Source organism: Polynucleobacter sp. CS-Odin-A6, assembly GCF_018882095.1.
Classification (GTDB): Bacteria; Pseudomonadota; Gammaproteobacteria; order Burkholderiales; family Burkholderiaceae; genus Polynucleobacter.
In genome coordinates this window covers 245,920-263,044 of record NZ_JACVPD010000004.1, presented here as the reverse complement: position 1 = coordinate 263,044, position 17,125 = coordinate 245,920, and the positions used below count along the sequence as shown (strand labels likewise).

The 17,125-nt window shown below is 41.0% G+C and carries 17 protein-coding genes; 5 read left to right on the top strand and 12 right to left on the bottom strand.

All coding sequences use genetic code 11. The annotated features are described in order from the left end of the window. Positions 1–96, top strand: a 96-nt coding sequence (locus tag ICN15_RS10330; RefSeq protein WP_216202393.1) for an IS3 family transposase, incomplete at its 5' end; no start/stop codon positions are given. 50 nt (positions 97–146) lie between these two features. Here ICN15_RS10330 and ICN15_RS10325 read toward each other — a convergent pair. From ICN15_RS10325 to ICN15_RS10285, 9 genes are all read right to left on the bottom strand, one after another. Beyond that, positions 147–1,454 carry an alpha/beta fold hydrolase gene (locus ICN15_RS10325; RefSeq protein ID WP_255532964.1) on the bottom strand — a complete coding sequence of 436 codons (1,308 nt, stop codon included), beginning with the start codon at positions 1,452–1,454 and terminating at the stop codon, positions 147–149. Positions 1,455–1,476: 22 nt separating this feature from the next. Beyond that, complete coding sequence (locus ICN15_RS10320) at positions 1,477–2,577, bottom strand: linear amide C-N hydrolase (RefSeq protein ID WP_216202644.1); 1,101 nt, start codon at positions 2,575–2,577, stop codon at positions 1,477–1,479. Positions 2,578–2,616: 39 nt separating this feature from the next. After that, positions 2,617–4,122: a patatin-like phospholipase family protein gene (locus ICN15_RS10315; RefSeq protein ID WP_370625444.1), complete on the bottom strand. Its 1,506-nt coding sequence runs from the start codon at positions 4,120–4,122 to the stop codon at positions 2,617–2,619. 6 nt (positions 4,123–4,128) lie between these two features. Beyond that, complete coding sequence (locus tag ICN15_RS10310; protein WP_216202643.1) at positions 4,129–4,596, bottom strand: hypothetical protein; 468 nt, start codon at positions 4,594–4,596, stop codon at positions 4,129–4,131. Positions 4,597–4,648: 52 nt separating this feature from the next. Further along, positions 4,649–5,452 carry a hypothetical protein gene (locus tag ICN15_RS10305; RefSeq protein WP_216202642.1) on the bottom strand — a complete coding sequence of 268 codons (804 nt, stop codon included), beginning with the start codon at positions 5,450–5,452 and terminating at the stop codon, positions 4,649–4,651. A 57-nt stretch (positions 5,453–5,509) separates the two neighbouring features. Next, positions 5,510–6,646 (bottom strand): linear amide C-N hydrolase, encoded by a 1,137-nt coding sequence (locus ICN15_RS10300; RefSeq protein ID WP_216202641.1) that lies wholly within the window; start codon positions 6,644–6,646, stop codon positions 5,510–5,512. A gap of 56 nt (positions 6,647–6,702) precedes the next feature. Next, on the bottom strand, positions 6,703–7,674 hold the full coding sequence (locus ICN15_RS10295) for a transporter (RefSeq protein ID WP_216202640.1): 972 nt from the start codon (positions 7,672–7,674) through the stop codon (positions 6,703–6,705). Positions 7,675–7,732: 58 nt separating this feature from the next. After that, positions 7,733–9,622, bottom strand: a complete 1,890-nt coding sequence (locus tag ICN15_RS10290; RefSeq protein ID WP_216202639.1) for a carbon-nitrogen hydrolase family protein — start codon at positions 9,620–9,622, stop codon at positions 7,733–7,735. A gap of 364 nt (positions 9,623–9,986) precedes the next feature. Then, positions 9,987–11,123 (bottom strand): linear amide C-N hydrolase, encoded by a 1,137-nt coding sequence (locus tag ICN15_RS10285; protein WP_216862836.1) that lies wholly within the window; start codon positions 11,121–11,123, stop codon positions 9,987–9,989. Between the two features lie 322 nt (positions 11,124–11,445). Between ICN15_RS10285 and ICN15_RS10280 the strand changes: the two genes are divergently transcribed. Together ICN15_RS10280 and ICN15_RS10275 are read left to right on the top strand one after the other, a co-directional pair. Continuing rightward, complete coding sequence (locus ICN15_RS10280; RefSeq protein WP_216202638.1) at positions 11,446–12,867, top strand: sensor histidine kinase; 1,422 nt, start codon at positions 11,446–11,448, stop codon at positions 12,865–12,867. 18 nt (positions 12,868–12,885) lie between these two features. Beyond that, a complete protein-coding gene (locus ICN15_RS10275; RefSeq protein ID WP_255532976.1) occupies positions 12,886–13,527 on the top strand; it encodes a response regulator transcription factor in 642 nt (213 codons plus the stop codon). A 109-nt stretch (positions 13,528–13,636) separates the two neighbouring features. On the opposite strand, the gene ICN15_RS10270 is transcribed toward ICN15_RS10275, so the two are convergent. After that, a complete protein-coding gene (locus tag ICN15_RS10270) occupies positions 13,637–14,047 on the bottom strand; it encodes a cupin domain-containing protein (protein ID WP_216202636.1) in 411 nt (136 codons plus the stop codon). Positions 14,048–14,372: 325 nt separating this feature from the next. Between ICN15_RS10270 and ICN15_RS10265 the strand changes: the two genes are divergently transcribed. Then, positions 14,373–14,522, top strand: a complete 150-nt coding sequence (locus tag ICN15_RS10265) for a hypothetical protein (RefSeq protein WP_216202635.1) — start codon at positions 14,373–14,375, stop codon at positions 14,520–14,522. A gap of 246 nt (positions 14,523–14,768) precedes the next feature. After that, positions 14,769–15,659, top strand: a complete 891-nt coding sequence (locus ICN15_RS10260; protein WP_216202634.1) for a transporter — start codon at positions 14,769–14,771, stop codon at positions 15,657–15,659. A 500-nt stretch (positions 15,660–16,159) separates the two neighbouring features. Here ICN15_RS10260 and ICN15_RS10255 read toward each other — a convergent pair whose 3' ends face one another. Then, complete coding sequence (locus tag ICN15_RS10255) at positions 16,160–16,651, bottom strand: DM13 domain-containing protein (RefSeq protein ID WP_216202633.1); 492 nt, start codon at positions 16,649–16,651, stop codon at positions 16,160–16,162. A gap of 51 nt (positions 16,652–16,702) precedes the next feature. Beyond that, positions 16,703–17,092 carry a tautomerase family protein gene (locus ICN15_RS10250; RefSeq protein WP_216202632.1) on the bottom strand — a complete coding sequence of 130 codons (390 nt, stop codon included), beginning with the start codon at positions 17,090–17,092 and terminating at the stop codon, positions 16,703–16,705. Positions 17,093–17,125 lie beyond the last annotated feature (33 nt).

Sequence of the window (17,125 nt, the reverse complement as noted above, 5' to 3'; positions counted from 1 at the left end):
GAATATATCCACTACTACAACCATGATCGAATCAAAGAAAAGCTAAAGGGATTAAGCCCGGTGCAATACCGAACTCAATCCCTCGTGCTAACCTAACTAAACTGTCCAACTACTGGGGGTCAGTTCATGAGGGTGGCTTTATTCCACTAATTTTTCAAACAAGCGTTTGGAAGTTGCTTGCCCGCAAAGCGTTCCTTAACCCAAGAAAGAAATGTTTCTTGCGCTTCTACAGGACTAGTAAAGTGCGTGGCGCCATCTAGCTCAATATGTCTTACATTGGCACCTAGCTTGCACATTCCTACTGTATACATATCAACCATGGACTTAGGTACTGCATCTTTTGTACCGCGGAACATGAGTACGGGAGCTATGGGAGCATTACCAGGTATTCCACCTGCAATCATTGCATCAATCCATGCAGCAGTGTTTGCCGGGGATTTTCTTGCCAATGATTGATAACTATCCCCATAACTATAAGTGAGAGAATCGCTCATGACATGAAAACACTTGTTATTTGCCAGCTGGTCAAATACTTGAGCGCCTTCCGATGTAAACCAATCGGTTAATCGTAATTTTTCAGGGTAAGCCGCTTGCAAGCCATACATAATTCCTGCGAGGTGTCCCCACATGAAAATATCTTTCGACAGCGGCTCAGAGATTTCAGCTATGGCTTTATCCGAATTACCGGCATTACTCTTTATGGCAAATTGAGCCAGTCCAGAGAAATTCACTGGCGATAAAGCAACAACGCCAACAAGATCGATACCATCATAGGCCGTGCCTATTTTGGCCAAATAGTCTTGAGAGCTGCCCGCGGAAAGAACTGAGTAACCTCCTTCAGACCATCCATAAAGCAAAGCCTTCTTACCCGCTCCAGTTTCTCTCATTGACCCCGCTGCCCTAAAGGCGTTGATCGCGTCCCTACCCTGAGTTTGACCAACAATATATTGATGCCTACCCCCGCCGCCAAGACCTTGATAGTCGGTAGCAACTACGACATACCCTTCTTTAATTAATGCCGTTAAAGAAAGAATCCCGTAATCAGTCCAAGAGTTACCGTTTGGTAGGTAATACTGATTTAAATCTACAGCTGGATTAAATTGCTGGGAAGGGCCACAATTTTGAGCACTACCTGTTGTTCCATGAGACCAAGAAACGATTGGGCGCCCCTCTTTAGGAGGAAGTCCAATAGGAGCCACCAAGAGTCCAGTTGAAATTGTTTTCTTATCATTCACATCTGAAGAAATGTAAGCAATACGCCAAGCTTGAGCACCAGGAACTTCTGTAGCTACCTTTTCTTTTTTGACAACCTCGCCAAGCTTTTCATTAGGAGCAATTTTGGAAGCTGCAATATAAAAAGGTGCCAAAGATGGGGCTGACATAGCGACAGTTGGTGTAAGAAAAACTAGTACTAATACCAGCATTAAATTACGATCAAGATTTTTCACACTCATTTTCCTTAAAATATACCGTTAACTACTTAACAGCTTTATAGGTTGTTGTTGCACCAATTTCCCACTGCTTTACTTCTTTCCCATTTAAATCATGATCTTTTAGATTAAATTGGTTAATATCTTTGCCGCGAAATGGCCTTGTGTAATAGGCAAGATTTTTAGAGTCAGAAACGATTGTGACTTGAGAGTAATCCCAGTCATACTTTCCCTTGGCATTAGGCTTATCGCCACCAATAACCGAACCAGGAGGAAGATCAAACAAATTAGCTAGGTGCCAAGCAAGATCAACTTTTGGCATATCAGCAGCATACTTGTCTGCACCTTGAGAAAACTGAACGGCTCTAAGGAGCCGGCTCTGACTCATAAAATCTCCAGGCAGCCCATGCAAACCGCTACCAGCACTTCTAGGTGCAAAGGTGGCGCCAGCTATCTTTTTCGATCCAACCTCAATAGGAGAAAGATTTAAATAATTTTCAATATTCATCAATTGCCAATTGAATGGCGGCTCATTTGTTAATGCTCCGATTGGGTTGTCATATATATTAAGTTTTGCATCAACATATTCAACAACAATACTTTTTCCAGTCTTATCATGAAAGGTGTAATGCATTTTGACTACGCCCTTCCATTGAGCAAGATTTGAGTTGTTAACAAAGATCTTCTGCAATCCTGCTTTAACATCAGCAACATTATCAAAATTACTCAAAACCCAATTAAGAACTTGATAAGAAGCAATGCTGTTTTTGGCATCAGCACCAGTTGGACTTTGATATAGAGATGAAACAGGCAAGTACAACATACCGCCTGTTAGACCCTTTTCATTGAGTCCATCAGCAATAATTTCCATGCCCATTGCTTGAATACCTACAACTGCATTTTTACCAGTCCAATTAAGCCCGGAGCCAATCACGCCATCTGGTCCCGCCCCTTTGTATTGGTGATTTCTGGGATAAAGAGCAAGCTTGGTTGGCAATGCCACACCAAATTCAATAGTGCGTCCATAGACATAATTACCATCTTGGCTTCGCAATACAAAGCTACTACATGCATGACTAATTACGGGCGTAAATACCATGATAGAGGCCAGTACTACGCTGACAAAACTAATAAATTTAATTTTCATAAAAACTCTCTTGAATATAAGACTTAAGTGAAGATGGATTTACTTATTGATTAATCTTAAGTTTCCATCTGTCATAATTCTTTGAAAATCAGGCGACGAAAGAATAATTTTCCTTGCTGCAACTCTTAAGCGATCGATGGCTTGAGAAGGGAGGGAGAATGACGTTGGTAGGCCGTTAAGATACTCAAATTCTTCCCTGTCCTCGAGCTGATTGAATGCAACATTAATAGTGAATAGATCTATATTTGGGGTATTAACAATATTTTCTAATTGTTGATTCTTATTTTTAGAAAATATCTTTGAATTACGGAGCGTCTTCATACTTTTCCAACGAGCCTGTGTATCTTTTAGGGCCTCTACCTCTTCATAGGAATAATGATCAATTGGTACACCCGTCGCCTTAATTAGCAATTCGATACTTCCGGGTCCATCAATAGATTTATTCCAATTAGTAGATGGAGATGAAAGAGAGTTAACTACAATCACAATAACCCGCTTGACTCCATCAAAAGAGTCAGCCTTTCCGGCTAAATGCATAGCTTCAAAACCCTGCAAAAAGTCTAAAACTGGACGCATGGCCAGGTTATCTGATAAACCACCATCAACTAAATGAATGTACGGGCTTTCTTCCCCGTTGTGATAGCGCTTTAAATCCCCCATCTGGCGAATGATGCGAGCTGCTGGCCTCGGTATCTCAACGAAATTGGTGAATTCTTTGAGATAGCTTGGAAATTCAAACTGGCAACTCCCCCCATAGTTATTGATTGTTACTGGCGATAATACAAATGGAACTGCAGAGGAGGATGCAGCAGCGCGCGATATTGGCATGCTATCGAGATCGGAACAAAGATAATCAAAATATCCCTGGTCGAAAGTAAAGCCTGCCCCAGAGGAAATATCCGTTGCCGACGCCAGAATCATGGGCCCATTGCGCTTACGCAAATCCTCATAGGTAGCATTTTTAAATAAAATTTCATCATATAGCTCTGCAGCCATCTCTGATCGGCCCCAGCCAGTAGAGGCTAAATTAGTCCAATTAAATGGATTGAGAGCCCGAGAAATCAATTCACCTTGAACATCGCGCTTTAAAAAAGCTGATTCATAAATATCAAAAAGTTCGTCACCATAAAGGCCGTAAGATAAGGCGGTAAAGCTACCTCCAGACACACCAGATATGAGATTAATGTGATGGAGTGCTTGCGTCACCTTCCCATTTTGGTCAACTACTTCAATATCACGCAATGCCTCAAGAACACCGTAAGAAAATGCTGCTGCTCGTGTACCACCACCTGAAAGTGCCAGTATTACAGCGGTCTCCGGAAGTCTTTTTTGGTCTTCCACAAGGCCAGCACTAAACTCCCGATAGCCGGTATTTAAGTTCACCTTAGCGATAGGAGGGTTTATTGGTCTATTTGCACAACCTGTTGTGAAAAAAACGGCAAATCCAAAAATTACAATCAAAAATTTGCGCATAAGACGACTTGAAAAGATTAGGCTCTCAATAGATTTGCCATTAGCTTGAGAATAAGGATGAATTAGAGCCACCGGATCTCAACTCTGCCTATGCTTATCAAGATGGCGAGACAAGTAGTTAAACATTCCGATAGAAGCGCCCGTTGCCCAAGCAAAAGAAAAGAGTCCAGAAAAAGCAATGATGGAGGGTATAAAACGCCAACCTATCGGTAGAGTTATCAAAGTATTTCCGATGGTAGTAAAAAATCCAGCAGTAAACAATAAAGCCGTCACCCAATCTTTAGAAAACTCAAAATACATTAATGTTGCGACCCATATGAAGAGCGATAAAAACATTGCAATCACAAGAAACATAATAAAAAGAACGTAACGTAGCACCTCAAAATGTAGTCCATGAGATTGATTTTGGTCCAGCACCTTGCGATATTTAAGTGATAGCCATGTAAAACTATAAATATTGCAAGTGACCACTGCACTCATAACTCCGAGAGAGAAAACTGCTTCCTTAAGAAAGAGCTCAATAGGAATGGGAGTATTTACATCCATAAACTTACGTTCAATTTATTAGTCCCTAAAAAGCATATGTTTTAAGCCTATGCTAAAAATTTAAAGAGACTTTGGCATACGCCATCCAGTCGTATTGTTGGTAGGTCTGCACTACTTGTTTGCTTCCACCCACAGCCAACACCAAATTCTTAGTCAAGCGATGTGTCACCATTGCATCAATCGGTACAAACCAGCCACCGCCAGCGGAATGGTAAACAATGCCGTTTTCATCCAAAAAGCGCAGCATCGTATTTGTTGATAACTTAAAGCCAACGGTAGGATAAATCTGCAAATTTCTAAGGAGGGGTGGCTGACTTGGATTAATGGTCATGCTATTACTTTTACTATCAAACCCGTACATATAGCGAATCAAGGGCGAAAAGTCTGTTACTCGTAAAACAGTATCTACGGTTGGATTAAATGACCAACTTAATTGAGGCCCCACTGCCCACTGCCCATTGTTTCCAAATGGAAAAATAACCCGAGTACCTACTAATGCCCCTAAAGGCTTGAGCAAAGACCGCTCCTGCCCCCAAATAGTGACCATCGTATTACCAGCACTATATTGCCCCGAATTATTTGAGGCCATATTCGCACCATAATTGGAAATAACGGAACTATCTATACGAATTCTGCCGCGCCAGTCACCCCACTCTAGTGGATTGTAATAGCGGATTGTTAACGTATTTTTATAATCCTCTTTTCCCTGATAACCGTGATAACCCCAAAACTCTAATACTCTGGAGTTCGTAAGCTTTTGGGAATCATTGTCAAAATCTGAAATTGGAACTAGTAAATCTTCTGCCCGAGCATGAGACGCCAACAATACCATCAGCACGATTGCAAAAAATTTCATGGAAAAAGGATTAATTAGTTAATTGAAATGGCTGTAATGAAGAAATCTTGGTAACCATTACTTATAAAATAGGTTGAAAGCATCAGCACCAGCCTTATCAACGTCATATGAAGACACTGACTTTATTTGAGTAACATTTTTAAGCTTATTCATGTCAATCACAGTCCAATTGATAGCATTGATACTCCTAATGTAGGAGAGATTTCTAGAGAGATCATTCATCACAGTCCACTGTGTGGATTCAGTAGAGTTTGTCTTGCCACGAGGACCATCCCCTACTCCGCCTGGAGGATCAATCGTTAGATCATGTGGCCGATCAAAGTTATTCATAATGTGAGCCAATAAATTAATTGACTCATCCGGTGTTTTCCCCTTGCGCACATAATTTGCATAAAAAGCAGCCTTAACAAAGCGCCCAGTAGCTGTTTGAGCAGAGGGAAGCGCTGTTAACGCAATTCCAGCATCTGCCGTCTGAAGCTTTAAGCTACCTAATTGGCCTGTATTTTTATTAATGTTGTTAAAGGTATAATTATTCAAATTAGTTAAGTGCCAAGGAAACTCAGGGGCATTTGTCAACACATTGGCGGGGTTGTCATACACATTCTTCTTGCCATTTATGAATTCGACTACTAACCCGTTGCCCCTCTTATCAAAAATAGCGTAATGGAGAGGCGTTTCTACACCGCCTAAAGCCTGAATAACTGGTAACCAAAATTCTGTGTTGTCGCTTAACATGGCCGCTTTAAGTTCAGCTACGGTCTTAAAGTTACCTAATATCCATGTACCAAAATCATTCACTGAGAGGATCTTTGAAGCATCCTTTCCGACAGGCGGCGCGGATTGACCATTCATCTCATTGGCAGAAAAACTTAAGCCTTGATCGTTAGTTCCTTCAGCCACGAGGGGTTGTTTAGCACCCGGCACTACAGCCGATGTTTGGGCCAAAATAGAATATTTAGTGTTAAAGGTTACGCCTTGCGCGCCAGTTGGGGTTACTGATTCAATCTTTGTACCCGCTGGAAAGTAAGTCATCATCGTTGGAAATGCAAAACTAAATTCCAAGGTTCGGCCATGGTAAGCGTTACCATTAATATCGGTCACAATTAGGGCAGTGCAAGCAAATACATTTCCTACTGAAGATAGAATAAGTGAGCTCGCAGTTACTAAGCTAATTAGCAATTTTTTACTGTTCATAAAAATTTTCCTTTGAAGTAATTGAGTTAGATCAAAATCAAGAATTGCTCACCGAGTTACATACCCAGTGGAATACTAATTGTTGCAATGGCCGCATATCCCTCAACTCGGTTCTGAGCCCAGAATTCTTTATACGCACGCACATTGATGTAAGCCTGTTTCTTGTTGATATTAAATAGATACCCAATTTGTGGGCCAATCGCAGCAATTTGAGATTTAAATGCGCCAACTTTATTACCGCTACCAGAGTCACCAGTAAGTTGGTAATACACATATCCAGCAATTCCGACCTGCCAACTTGCCGATAGAAATTGTGAAACCGACCAATCCAGATGGGAGTCAATACCACTTTGATAATTCGTTTGCTGATTCATCCAGTTATAGGTAGCGCCTAGTACACCTGAAAATTCCAGGCCCGTCGCGCTATTCAAATAGGTATAACCTCCCCCTGTATCAATTGCAGCATGACCTAGCCCAATTGTTGCAAGACTATCTGGGTTGTAGGTTCCTACTGGAATATCCCCAGTTAAGTAAGTCATGAAATTGTTATTGCCTTTATTCCAAGACAGACTGGCCAATGGATAGATATCTTGTGAACCCACAACGGAATTTGATCTATTTAATTCAACACTGCGGTTTGCATTAATACTGGCAAACGCTGAAGTGCTGTTTGCACCAGGGCCCCATCCAACCCCAATATAAGGCTGCCCTCCCAAAATCTTCTCTTCCGAGGAATATCCTAATTGAAATAAAACGATTGATTCTCTGGTGCTTAAACCTGCATTAACGCTTTTGCCATTTTGAAATGTCTTTGATTTATCAGCATTTCCACTATAAATGTAGGGCATGGTTACCAATGACCAGCCTGGGCTAGATGGGACTGCCGCCATACTGGCATATTGCCCTGATAGCCAGAATGCAGAGCCGCCCTCATCTGCAAAAGTGATTTGGGCTGAGGCTATTCCGAAAAATACCAAAAGAAGTCTAGAGATCAATCCTAGACTTCTTTTGTAAGTACAACTATTCACTGAGGTGCTCTTAAAGATGAATAGACTTCACAAACAGCAAGGCTTCTTTATCTCTCTTTTATTGATAAGCGCCCTTGCAAATAAGAGGGCTAGTAGAGTTCTTTTGCCATTCCTGCAAGCAAGCATTATCCTTATCCAGAGTTAATGGCAAAGCCGCTTGCCAGATCCTTTCAACTACTTTTTGCTGCTGATTAGTCCACAGATTTAAATTTTGGTTGGTGGCAAAAACCACCTGATGAGCAATTTCTTTATTTTTTGGGGCAATACTGGGCGGATAGAAACCCTCTTCTGGCACCAAGGAATACAAAGCGCTCTGGCCAATGTCCCCGTGAGCACCTCTTACATAGTTTGCAACCAAAGTATGCGCTTGTGAATGCTGCGCCATAGAGAACCAAATAAACATGCCCTTATTCGATTCCTCAAAAATCAATCCCTTAGGAACCTTCACATCACCACCATACTCCTTCTGGTTATAGGCCACTGGAACAAGCAACAGATTGGCACGCTTTAACATGTACATGTCGGTCACTTCCGGAATACGTACTTCATCATTCAGCAAGATGCCGATACGTCCAAGAGGAGAGTTGAAAACCGGTAATTCATTACCAGCAGTCGCCCAGGTCTTTTCAACAGCGTTCAGATGAGATTTTCTATAGAGTCCAATCTGCTTGCCTTTGAAATCAAACAGGATGGCGGTTTCATATAACTTGCCGTCAGTAGACTCAGGCATGCTGAACAATAAATTGACCTGATATTTTTTTGCCAAATTAGCAGCAATGTTGTAGCTCTTGCCATTCAAGGGCTCTGCAAAATTGCTTGCATTTTCCTTGGTAATAGTGACGTTACCGATAAATGAGTTAAATGGTAGAACAGCGAGATTAATTCCCTGTCCAGTAATTTTATCGTTGATTAACTTTTCAATCTTTTCGGAATTTTCATCCACTGCGCCTGTTGTTGGCTCATATTGCACTAATAGAGCAGAGATCTGAGCTGAGGTCTTATTCACATTACCGTCATGACTTGGTCGATAGAAGTTGTAATCCGAGTAAAGCTCAGGACGACGATTCTTCAACCAAAACTCGCGCTGCGGATTAGGCTTGCTGGTGTTAATCGTCGCGTAGATCACCTTCGGTTGCTTAGGGTCTGTAAAGTTTGTCGCTGATGCTGCTGCAAGTACATTACCCTGAGCATCCCAAATAGCAGAACCCGCAGGTCCAATAAGGTTAGTCCCAGACATTGGATTTACATCTACCCCACTAGAATCAGCACCCACAACATTAATTCCAATCCAACCAGGCATGGTCGCCATGGATCCAATCGTAGTATGGTTATCCGCTCCACCCGCCTCAGCCTTAGGGACATATAAAGATGCGGTTGGATAAGCAATGATGTCTGCATTTCTCAAAGCAGGCAATAAGAGAGATTGCAATTGCGTATCGTCATAACAAACGAGGAGTGCGATTCTTCCAATGGGCGTATCAAACACGGGGAAACCTAAATTGCCAGGCGCTCTCCACAGATTGTCATCACCCACAGCCAATTGATGTTTGCGATAGTTTCCTTTAAAGCCATTGGGTCCAACAATGGCAGCAGAGTTATAAGCGACTCCAGTTGCAGAATCTAACTCGATATACCCCCAGGCAATGTAGATATTCGATTGCTGAGCTACCTTACCAAATGCTGCCGTTGCTTTACCCGGAAATGTATCCAAATTCGGCTTAGCTTCGTTTAAGGAGCTATAAAGAAACCCTGTACTAGCCATCTCAGGAAACACCACTAACTTCGCTCCGTTTTTGGCAGCAATTACTGATATTTCAGACATTTTGGGAATGTTGTAAGACTGGTCTTTTGAATGGAAAGATACAGAGGCCACTTTTACCTCTGCAGCATGCACCAATCCCAAACTAAACGAAATTAATAGAAGAAAAACTAATGTGATTTTTTTCATTTGATGATATCCATCTCAAAAAATATTATTTAATAAACCCTACTCATCATTCCAGAATGAAGTACTTAAGATCTTTCAATAGCAGGAATAGAAGAAGCCACCTATTTGTACGACAGAAAATATTCAATAGATTTTCCTCGAGATTGAAGTCTTAATCTACGGACTAAATGGCAATGCACTAAAGTACAATATTTAGTATATTGTCGTGCAATGAACACCATGAAGCCATTCTTACTCATATTAATTTTATTCACCCAAATGAGGCTGGGCTCTATAAGTAGGATGCAAATAAACCGCCCTTAGACGGTTTATTTGAGAATGCACTAATAAATTACACTATTTGATACGAGCCCTTTTCAATTTTTTATTTATAAAATAGATTAAGTGCATCTGCTCCAGATTGATTGACATCATTAATAGAAACCATTTTTACTTTAGTTACATTTTTTAGCTTAGCCATATCAATCACGGTCCAATTCATCGCATCAATACTTCTGAAATAGAAAAGATTTCTGGATAAATCACTCAAAGTGGTCCATTGAGTAACCTCGCTCGATATCTTGCCACCTCTTGGACCGTCACCTACCCCTCCAGGAGGGTCAATTGTGAGATTTTTAGGTCTATCAAAATTATTCATAATGTGCGCTAGTAAGTTGATTGCCTCATCTGGTGTGCTGCCTTTTTTAACATAATTTGCATAAAAAGTAGCTTTGACAAAACGCCCAGTGGCAGTTTCTGCGGATGGTAGAGCAGTTAAAGCAATACCCGCATCCTGAGTTTGAAGCTTTTGTTTACCTAATTGACCGGTGTTTTTATTTACGTTTGTAAAGGTGTAATTATTAAGGTTGGTAAGATGCCATGGAAATTCAGGGGCATTTGTCATCACACCAACTGGGTTGTCATATACATTTGTTTTACCATTAGTAAACTCAATTACCAATCCATTCCCTTTTTTGTCAAATACGGCGTAGTGAAGTGGTGTAAGCTCATTACCAAATAAAGGGCTCGAAGGTAGCCAAAATTCTGCTCCGCCACTGGTCATGGCCATCTTCACTTCTGAGAGATTTTTGAAGTTGCCTAAAATCCAAGTTCCAAGATCGTTTACTGAAAGTATTTTCGCGGCGTTATTTCCTATGGGCGGATTAGTTGATCCATTAAATTCATTGGCGGAAAAACTTAAACCTTGATCATTGATCCCCTCAGCAAGTGTAGGCTGCTTAGCGCTCGCAATAATATTTGCGGTAACACCCATAATTGGATACTTAGTGTTAAAAGTTAATCCCTGAGCTTTAGTGGGAGTCTCGGACTCAATTTTTGTCCCAACCGGTACGTAAGCCAGATTCCCAGGTATTGGGCCAGTGAACTCCAATGTTCGGCCATGGTATGCATGCCCATTAATATCCGTTACAACAAGAGCCGTGCATGCAATTACATTACCTATTGAAGAAACAATAAGTGAACTTGCTATCGCAAGGCTAGTTAATGTCTTGATGTTTTTCATGTAAATATTTTCCTAAGTTGGTTTAATTAAAATGAAAATTTCTAGCGAAACTCGAAAGCGAGATACAAATACCTTAAAATGGATGTTTTGCAAAGTATTTGGAAAGTCTTTAAGGGTTTTCGATACTTAGAGCGACAAAGGCTAACTACTGACAGCATAGAAACTATTAGGTTAATTTTCCCCGAGAGTAAAGTCTTAGTCTACGTATGAAATAGCAATGCACTAAGGTACAGTATTCAGGATATCGTTAGCCCCAAACAAAATAAGTCACTTTTCCCGGCAGAACATAAAATGAACTTGCATTGACGCTCTAGCTAACACTATGAACCCATTCATACCCATATCCATTGTGTATGCCCTAATGACCTTGGGCTCTGCAAGTACTTTGTACTTCTCCTTTAGGGGGAAAGTAGATACCTCTGGAAGATATTTTCTTCTCTCTGAGGTCTTGATGATTTTGGTGATGGTACAGGTAATCGGTACCAATATTTATCCAGACTATCTCAATATCCCTACCCTATTTATCGGAAACTTTTTGCACCTAGCCTCCGATGCGGCTATGTTTATTAGCATTTATACGCTCACACGAAAAACGACATTTTTAAAATACGTAGGATTTCTGATTTTTGCCGCTATTTACTGCGGGTTTATTGAACTGATTCGTGTGTGGGACTCTAATCTTCCCGTCGTCTTGTTCAGCCTGTGGTCTGCGGTAATTGCAATAGCAATCTATTTGGTATGTAAATCATCTCCAAATAATGAACTTAATGAAAATCTTTTTTTAAAATGGATTAGATACATAGAGATTGGGCTTTTATGTTTTGCAATCTTGAGGATAGCGAGCTATTTTACAAATGATCCAATTGTCCCAAGGCAGCCTTCGACATCAGTTTCCCTGCTGTATACATTACTCGTTGTTCTGAGTGTATTTCGCTATATCTCCTACCAATCCCTCAGGATTAGCTGGTTTGATCCAAGACGTAGCAGTGAAAATCCTTTGAACCGAAACATGACGAAGTTGACGAAAGAAAAAAATCAATTCTTACAGGGTTTGATTTCCTCCAATAGGGCAATTGGGATAAGCGCATTAGCAAACTCTCTGGCCCACCAACTAAGTCAGCCCATTACAGGAGTAATACTGCAGACGGAAACTGTTAAGCGTGACTTGCTTGAGTTGGGAGGTCAGCAAAGATCAGTCGATACACTGAATACTGTAACCGATCAATTGCAAAGGCTTTCTGCACTCGTTAATAATCTCAGAAGGCTCTTTAGCACTCAAGCGCCAGATAAAGAACTCGTCAAGGTTCAGGAGGTCTGCGATGAAATTCTTGAGATTATTGAACCCACTCTAGCGTCTAAAAATATTCAACTAACGAAGCAATATCAGGCCAATCCCTTGATTTTAGGAAATACTATCCAAATTCAACAGGTTTTGATCAATTTATTTAATAATGGTGTTGATGCGATTGTTTTAAGTAACTCTAAAAAAAGGGAGATTGTTCTCACTATTTCTCAAGATGATTCATCTGCATTCATTTCAGTTCAAGATAGTGGAGATGGTATTGATACAGAAATAAAACATTCTATGTTTGAGCTATACCAGACATCCAAGAAAGATGGCATGGGTATTGGCCTTTGGCTTTGTAAAGAAATCATTGAAAAGCATGACGGTAAAATTTATGCTAACAGCGGACCCCAAGGTGGAGCTATTTTTGAAATTAGCTTACCACTAAACAAAATTTAAGTTGGAGATGAGTAAGTGATGCACACTAAAAAAGTGATAATAGTCGACGATGAGCCAATTATTCTTGCTGGATTAGAAAACTGGCTTTCTAGAGATTATAAAATTTTAGGCCATGGTTCCGCTCAAACATTTTTAGAGGCATTTCAACAATTTGACTTTAAAGATGGGCTTCCTACCTGCATATTGCTTGATTTACAAATGCCGGGTATGAATGGCATAGAACTACAGGCCAGTATCAAAGCAATCAATGCTGAAATTCCAATTATTTTCATGAGTGGAAATGCTCAACAAGCAGACATTATCAATGCATGGAGAGGTGGCGCTGTAGACTTTATCTTAAAACCCTTCACGCCAGCGCAAGTTACAGAAGTACTGGAAAAGCAATTTAGCGTCATTCAAAACTATCCAGAAAATAAGCATCAGTCAGCAATTAAGCCTCTTATCGATATACCCATTACTAAACGAGAAGCTGAGGTGCTTTTACTGCTGGGTAATGGACAACAACAAATTGAAGTTGCCCAAACCTTAGGGATATCTATTCGAACAGTAAAAATGTATCGATCTAATTTAAAAGAGAAATTAGGTCTCGATAGTCTTGCTGATCTAGCGAAATACTGCAATCAACATGAACGTTCTATTGAAGCGATCGCAAAAAATTAAACGAATGTCTTTACCTTTACGGGTTCAGAATTTGAGGTCAACTTCCTAAATCAATCCCTTGTAGACCTAAAGCAGACTGTTTAAAACTGGGCAAGCTAGTGCCTGGGGTTTAGTTTTTAGGTGCTGGCGCAGGAGAGGCCAGAGGCTTCCCTTTTTCGACTACATAAACGCTAATCAGATTAACGGATTTTGATCCTTCATTTCGAATATTGTGAACAACCCCAGCAGAGATTACAAAACCCTCTCCAGCAGCAAGTTTTCGCTCTGGCTGTCCAGCAACCAAAAGCACCAAATTACCATCGGAAACATAGGTGCTCTCCTCGCCTGGATGAGTGTGCCATCCCGATGTTCCTGCCGGTATGACCTTTACGTTATCAATGATAGCCTCTCGATTGGGAATTGAGACATCTCCTTGAGTAACCAATGCTCTGGCAAGGCCAGTGCTTTGAGCAAACGTGAAGCTTGCAGATACAAACAAAAGCATGCCAAGAGTATTCGTGATTGCTTTAGTAAATTTCATCGTAACTTCCTTAATAAAAAGCAACAAGAGTATCTTTTACTCATCTATAGCTGAATTATTAGTTCATAAAAAATTTAAAATCAAACTATCCTGGTTGAATAACAACCGGACTTTTAGACTATCCCTTAAATGTAACAGATTCAGCAAAAACCCCTTCATTCGATTTGATTATTTTTTCTAGATGTTTGGTCAAAGCGCCGGCTATGCCTATGGAGGTAGCGGCAGCCCATGAAAATGAAGAGCGCGAATACCTGGGTCGTAAAAGTTCTGGTTTACGACATCTACCGACTCAAAGCCGTCGCCCAAATGAAAACCATCCCGCAGAATGGCTTTGGTACAAGGCTGTTATGCTGCCGCAAACTTTTGCAACACACAAGAGTTGGTGGAAGAGGTATTACCAGGAACCAAGAACGTCCCTAATTGGCCGTTCTCTGCTACCCAGCCACCACCAATCACCCAAATTGAACGTCCGTAAGCCACCCCATAAGAGTCGCATAACCGTCGCGTTAAGTGACACCCTACAGTCGGGTCAAACCGACACTAAATGATCAGGGTGAAAAGTGAATCAGCCCTGAGCTTCTTTCTAGCCTGCCCCACCAGCACCCCAAACTACTACAGAATCAACCCGTTTTGCTGCAATGATTTACTATAGAAATACTCTCTTTGGTTGTGGGTCTAAATTGACAGCAGTTCAAGTTATCATTTTTTTCTTAATCACTTTATGATTTTGTATCGAACTGTTCTTTTGTTGATATTGGCCAAGCCTTTTGTGGGATGGGCAATTGACTTGCAACCTAACGATATTGTGGCGCCGTTGCCCGAAAAGCGCTATGTGCAGATTACCTACTTCAATACTGAAAATACTACTTACTATAAGAATGGTTCTGTAGTCTCTGCCAGCCCCTTTGCTAGTCCTGTGCTTGATGCCCAAAGCGTCAATGCGAGATTGATTGGCAGTTATACCGTCGCAAATCTTCCAGCTGCATCCTTCGTGCAACTACCTTATGGCACCGTTAAACCAGCCGGCTCGCTATCGAGGTCTCCTTCAGACACTGGTATTGGCGATATTGTTTTAGCAACAGCTATTTGGCCCTATTCAAATACAGAAACTCGTACCTATTTTGGATTGGCTGCATACCTCACTATTCCTACGGGAGGCTACTCAAGCATGCAGCCTTTTAATATGGGAGGCAATCGTTACACCACAGATATTCAAATGGGTTACCAGCAACCCATCATCGGCAATCTAGATGGGATGTTTGCAATTGACACGATGTTTTATGGTGGTAATAGCCAGTGCTCAGTAGCATGCTTATCTTCTACCAATGTTCCACTAAATCAAAAACCGGTTACTACTACCCAAGTGGGGCCGATCTATAAGTTCAATGAAATATTTACGGTATCTGCCCAGTACTACCATGTAGCCGGTGGCGCTACTACTATTAATAATGCCTATCAAAATAATGTAATCAATACTCAGCGTTTTATGCTCAGCAGCCTAATGCATACGGATATCGGCAGATTCTCTCTACAGTATGGAAGAGATATTGGCATTCAAAATGGACTTATCCAAAATCGAGTTTTTATATTGAGGTTTATGAAAGAGTTTTAATGATTGGCATTGCTTAGCCAGTTTTGAGAGTCCACTTTGTACCCTATAAGAGCCCCCCCCTGACCGTCACGTAATCGGACACGCCACCGTCGGGTCAAACCGACACTACCAACCCAGGGTCATAATTTCCCCTGAGTTGCCGATAGTCAAAGAGATCGCCAATATCCCGATAAGCTGATCATTAGGTTAGTCAAACACGAGTTGTGATCAAACTAACTAACTAGTAAAACAATCTAGATTAATATAAAGAGTGATGGGAATTTGGCCTGCCCAGCACGATTCGAACGTGCGACCTACGCCTTAGAAGAAATCATGGCTGCTGAAGAGTATAATAAATTCAATGACTTACACTCTTAAGTTGGGGTTGTGTAATAAACTGTGCAACGAGTGTTGCTGGGAAATTACTTGGCGACCTGAATGATTTAGAGTCGGTTAAACCGACGGCACATCATCAGGACTGCGATAAAAAGCTTTTAGCAAAAAATAAGTATTTCATTTGCTTACTTGATGGCACGTAAATCAGCTGATCCGATGTACTCTTTAAATTGCTTACACCAAATCAACATGCTGTTTACATCTTCTGGATTTTGCGTCTTTAAAAGATAGAATGCGGCGCCATTGGGCTTTTTAATGCGGCTGACTTCAATCTGTTGGGCGCTAAATTCATCATTATCTTTAATGGCGGGTTTACTGCTGATATAGATATGATAGTCCGGTCCTGGGCTAGACTTAAAGTCCTCGCTGGATTGTAAAAACAATTGATTACCCACTTTGATTAAGAACCACTCGCCTGAGGAGTTGTGTATCAAATCTTGGCCCTTAGCGTTTTTATCAATTTGTCCTCGCTTGATGATTTCGCCTTCAACTTTTTGATTATCCTCAAAACGTGACTTAAGATCTTGTGCGTGACCACGGATTGCGTCGAGAAGCTGGGCGCTTGCAGTTAGTGGAGCCCAAATAAGAAATAGGCAGAGGAATATTTTAGATGTCATATTGATAGATGGATATGGGTGTGGATGTACCTATATCAGGGGCCGGTGGAATTAATTCTTAGGCGCGTATTGCATCTCGCCATGACCAAATGACCAATTTTCTTTATTTACTTCTACGAGGTTAATGACGATATCCTCTGGCCGAATTTGGAGCTTCTCAACTAATCCATCGCAGATGACCTTATAGAATTTCTTCTTGAGCTCAGTGCTACGTCCCTCGTTTAAAGTCACCTGAATGAAGATGATGCCTGGGGAATATTCAATACCTAGATAGCTTTTAGGGATTACTAATTCATCTGCATCATGTTTAGTAATTACCTGAAACTTATCATCAGGAGGCACATTAATATGATGAATCATCGCCTGATACACAATATCTCCGACTTGTTGCGCTACTCCATCGGGGTATTGCTTACCTAAATCAATTCGCACAAAAGGCATCTCTTCAACTCCTATCTTTTAATCTCATCAATC

Excerpts from the sequence above, each read along its gene's own strand:
- ICN15_RS10290 (WP_216202639.1), bottom strand. The coding sequence starts at position 9,622 with ATGAAAAAAATCACATTAGTTTTTCTTCTATTAATTTCGTTTAGTTTG.
- ICN15_RS10265 (WP_216202635.1), top strand. The coding sequence starts at position 14,373 with ATGGCTTTGGTACAAGGCTGTTATGCTGCCGCAAACTTTTGCAACACA.
- ICN15_RS10275 (WP_255532976.1), top strand. The coding sequence starts at position 12,886 with ATGCACACTAAAAAAGTGATAATAGTCGACGATGAGCCAATTATTCTT.
- ICN15_RS10250 (WP_216202632.1), bottom strand. The coding sequence starts at position 17,092 with ATGCCTTTTGTGCGAATTGATTTAGGTAAGCAATACCCCGATGGAGTA.
- ICN15_RS10300 (WP_216202641.1), bottom strand. The coding sequence starts at position 6,646 with ATGAACAGTAAAAAATTGCTAATTAGCTTAGTAACTGCGAGCTCACTT.
- ICN15_RS10320 (WP_216202644.1), bottom strand. The coding sequence starts at position 2,577 with ATGAAAATTAAATTTATTAGTTTTGTCAGCGTAGTACTGGCCTCTATC.
- ICN15_RS10310 (WP_216202643.1), bottom strand. The coding sequence starts at position 4,596 with ATGGATGTAAATACTCCCATTCCTATTGAGCTCTTTCTTAAGGAAGCA.
- ICN15_RS10305 (WP_216202642.1), bottom strand. The coding sequence starts at position 5,452 with ATGAAATTTTTTGCAATCGTGCTGATGGTATTGTTGGCGTCTCATGCT.
- ICN15_RS10280 (WP_216202638.1), top strand. The coding sequence starts at position 11,446 with ATGAACCCATTCATACCCATATCCATTGTGTATGCCCTAATGACCTTG.
- ICN15_RS10285 (WP_216862836.1), bottom strand. The coding sequence starts at position 11,123 with ATGAAAAACATCAAGACATTAACTAGCCTTGCGATAGCAAGTTCACTT.
- ICN15_RS10255 (WP_216202633.1), bottom strand. The coding sequence starts at position 16,651 with ATGACATCTAAAATATTCCTCTGCCTATTTCTTATTTGGGCTCCACTA.
- ICN15_RS10270 (WP_216202636.1), bottom strand. The coding sequence starts at position 14,047 with ATGAAATTTACTAAAGCAATCACGAATACTCTTGGCATGCTTTTGTTT.
- ICN15_RS10260 (WP_216202634.1), top strand. The coding sequence starts at position 14,769 with ATGATTTTGTATCGAACTGTTCTTTTGTTGATATTGGCCAAGCCTTTT.
- ICN15_RS10325 (WP_255532964.1), bottom strand. The coding sequence starts at position 1,454 with ATGAGTGTGAAAAATCTTGATCGTAATTTAATGCTGGTATTAGTACTA.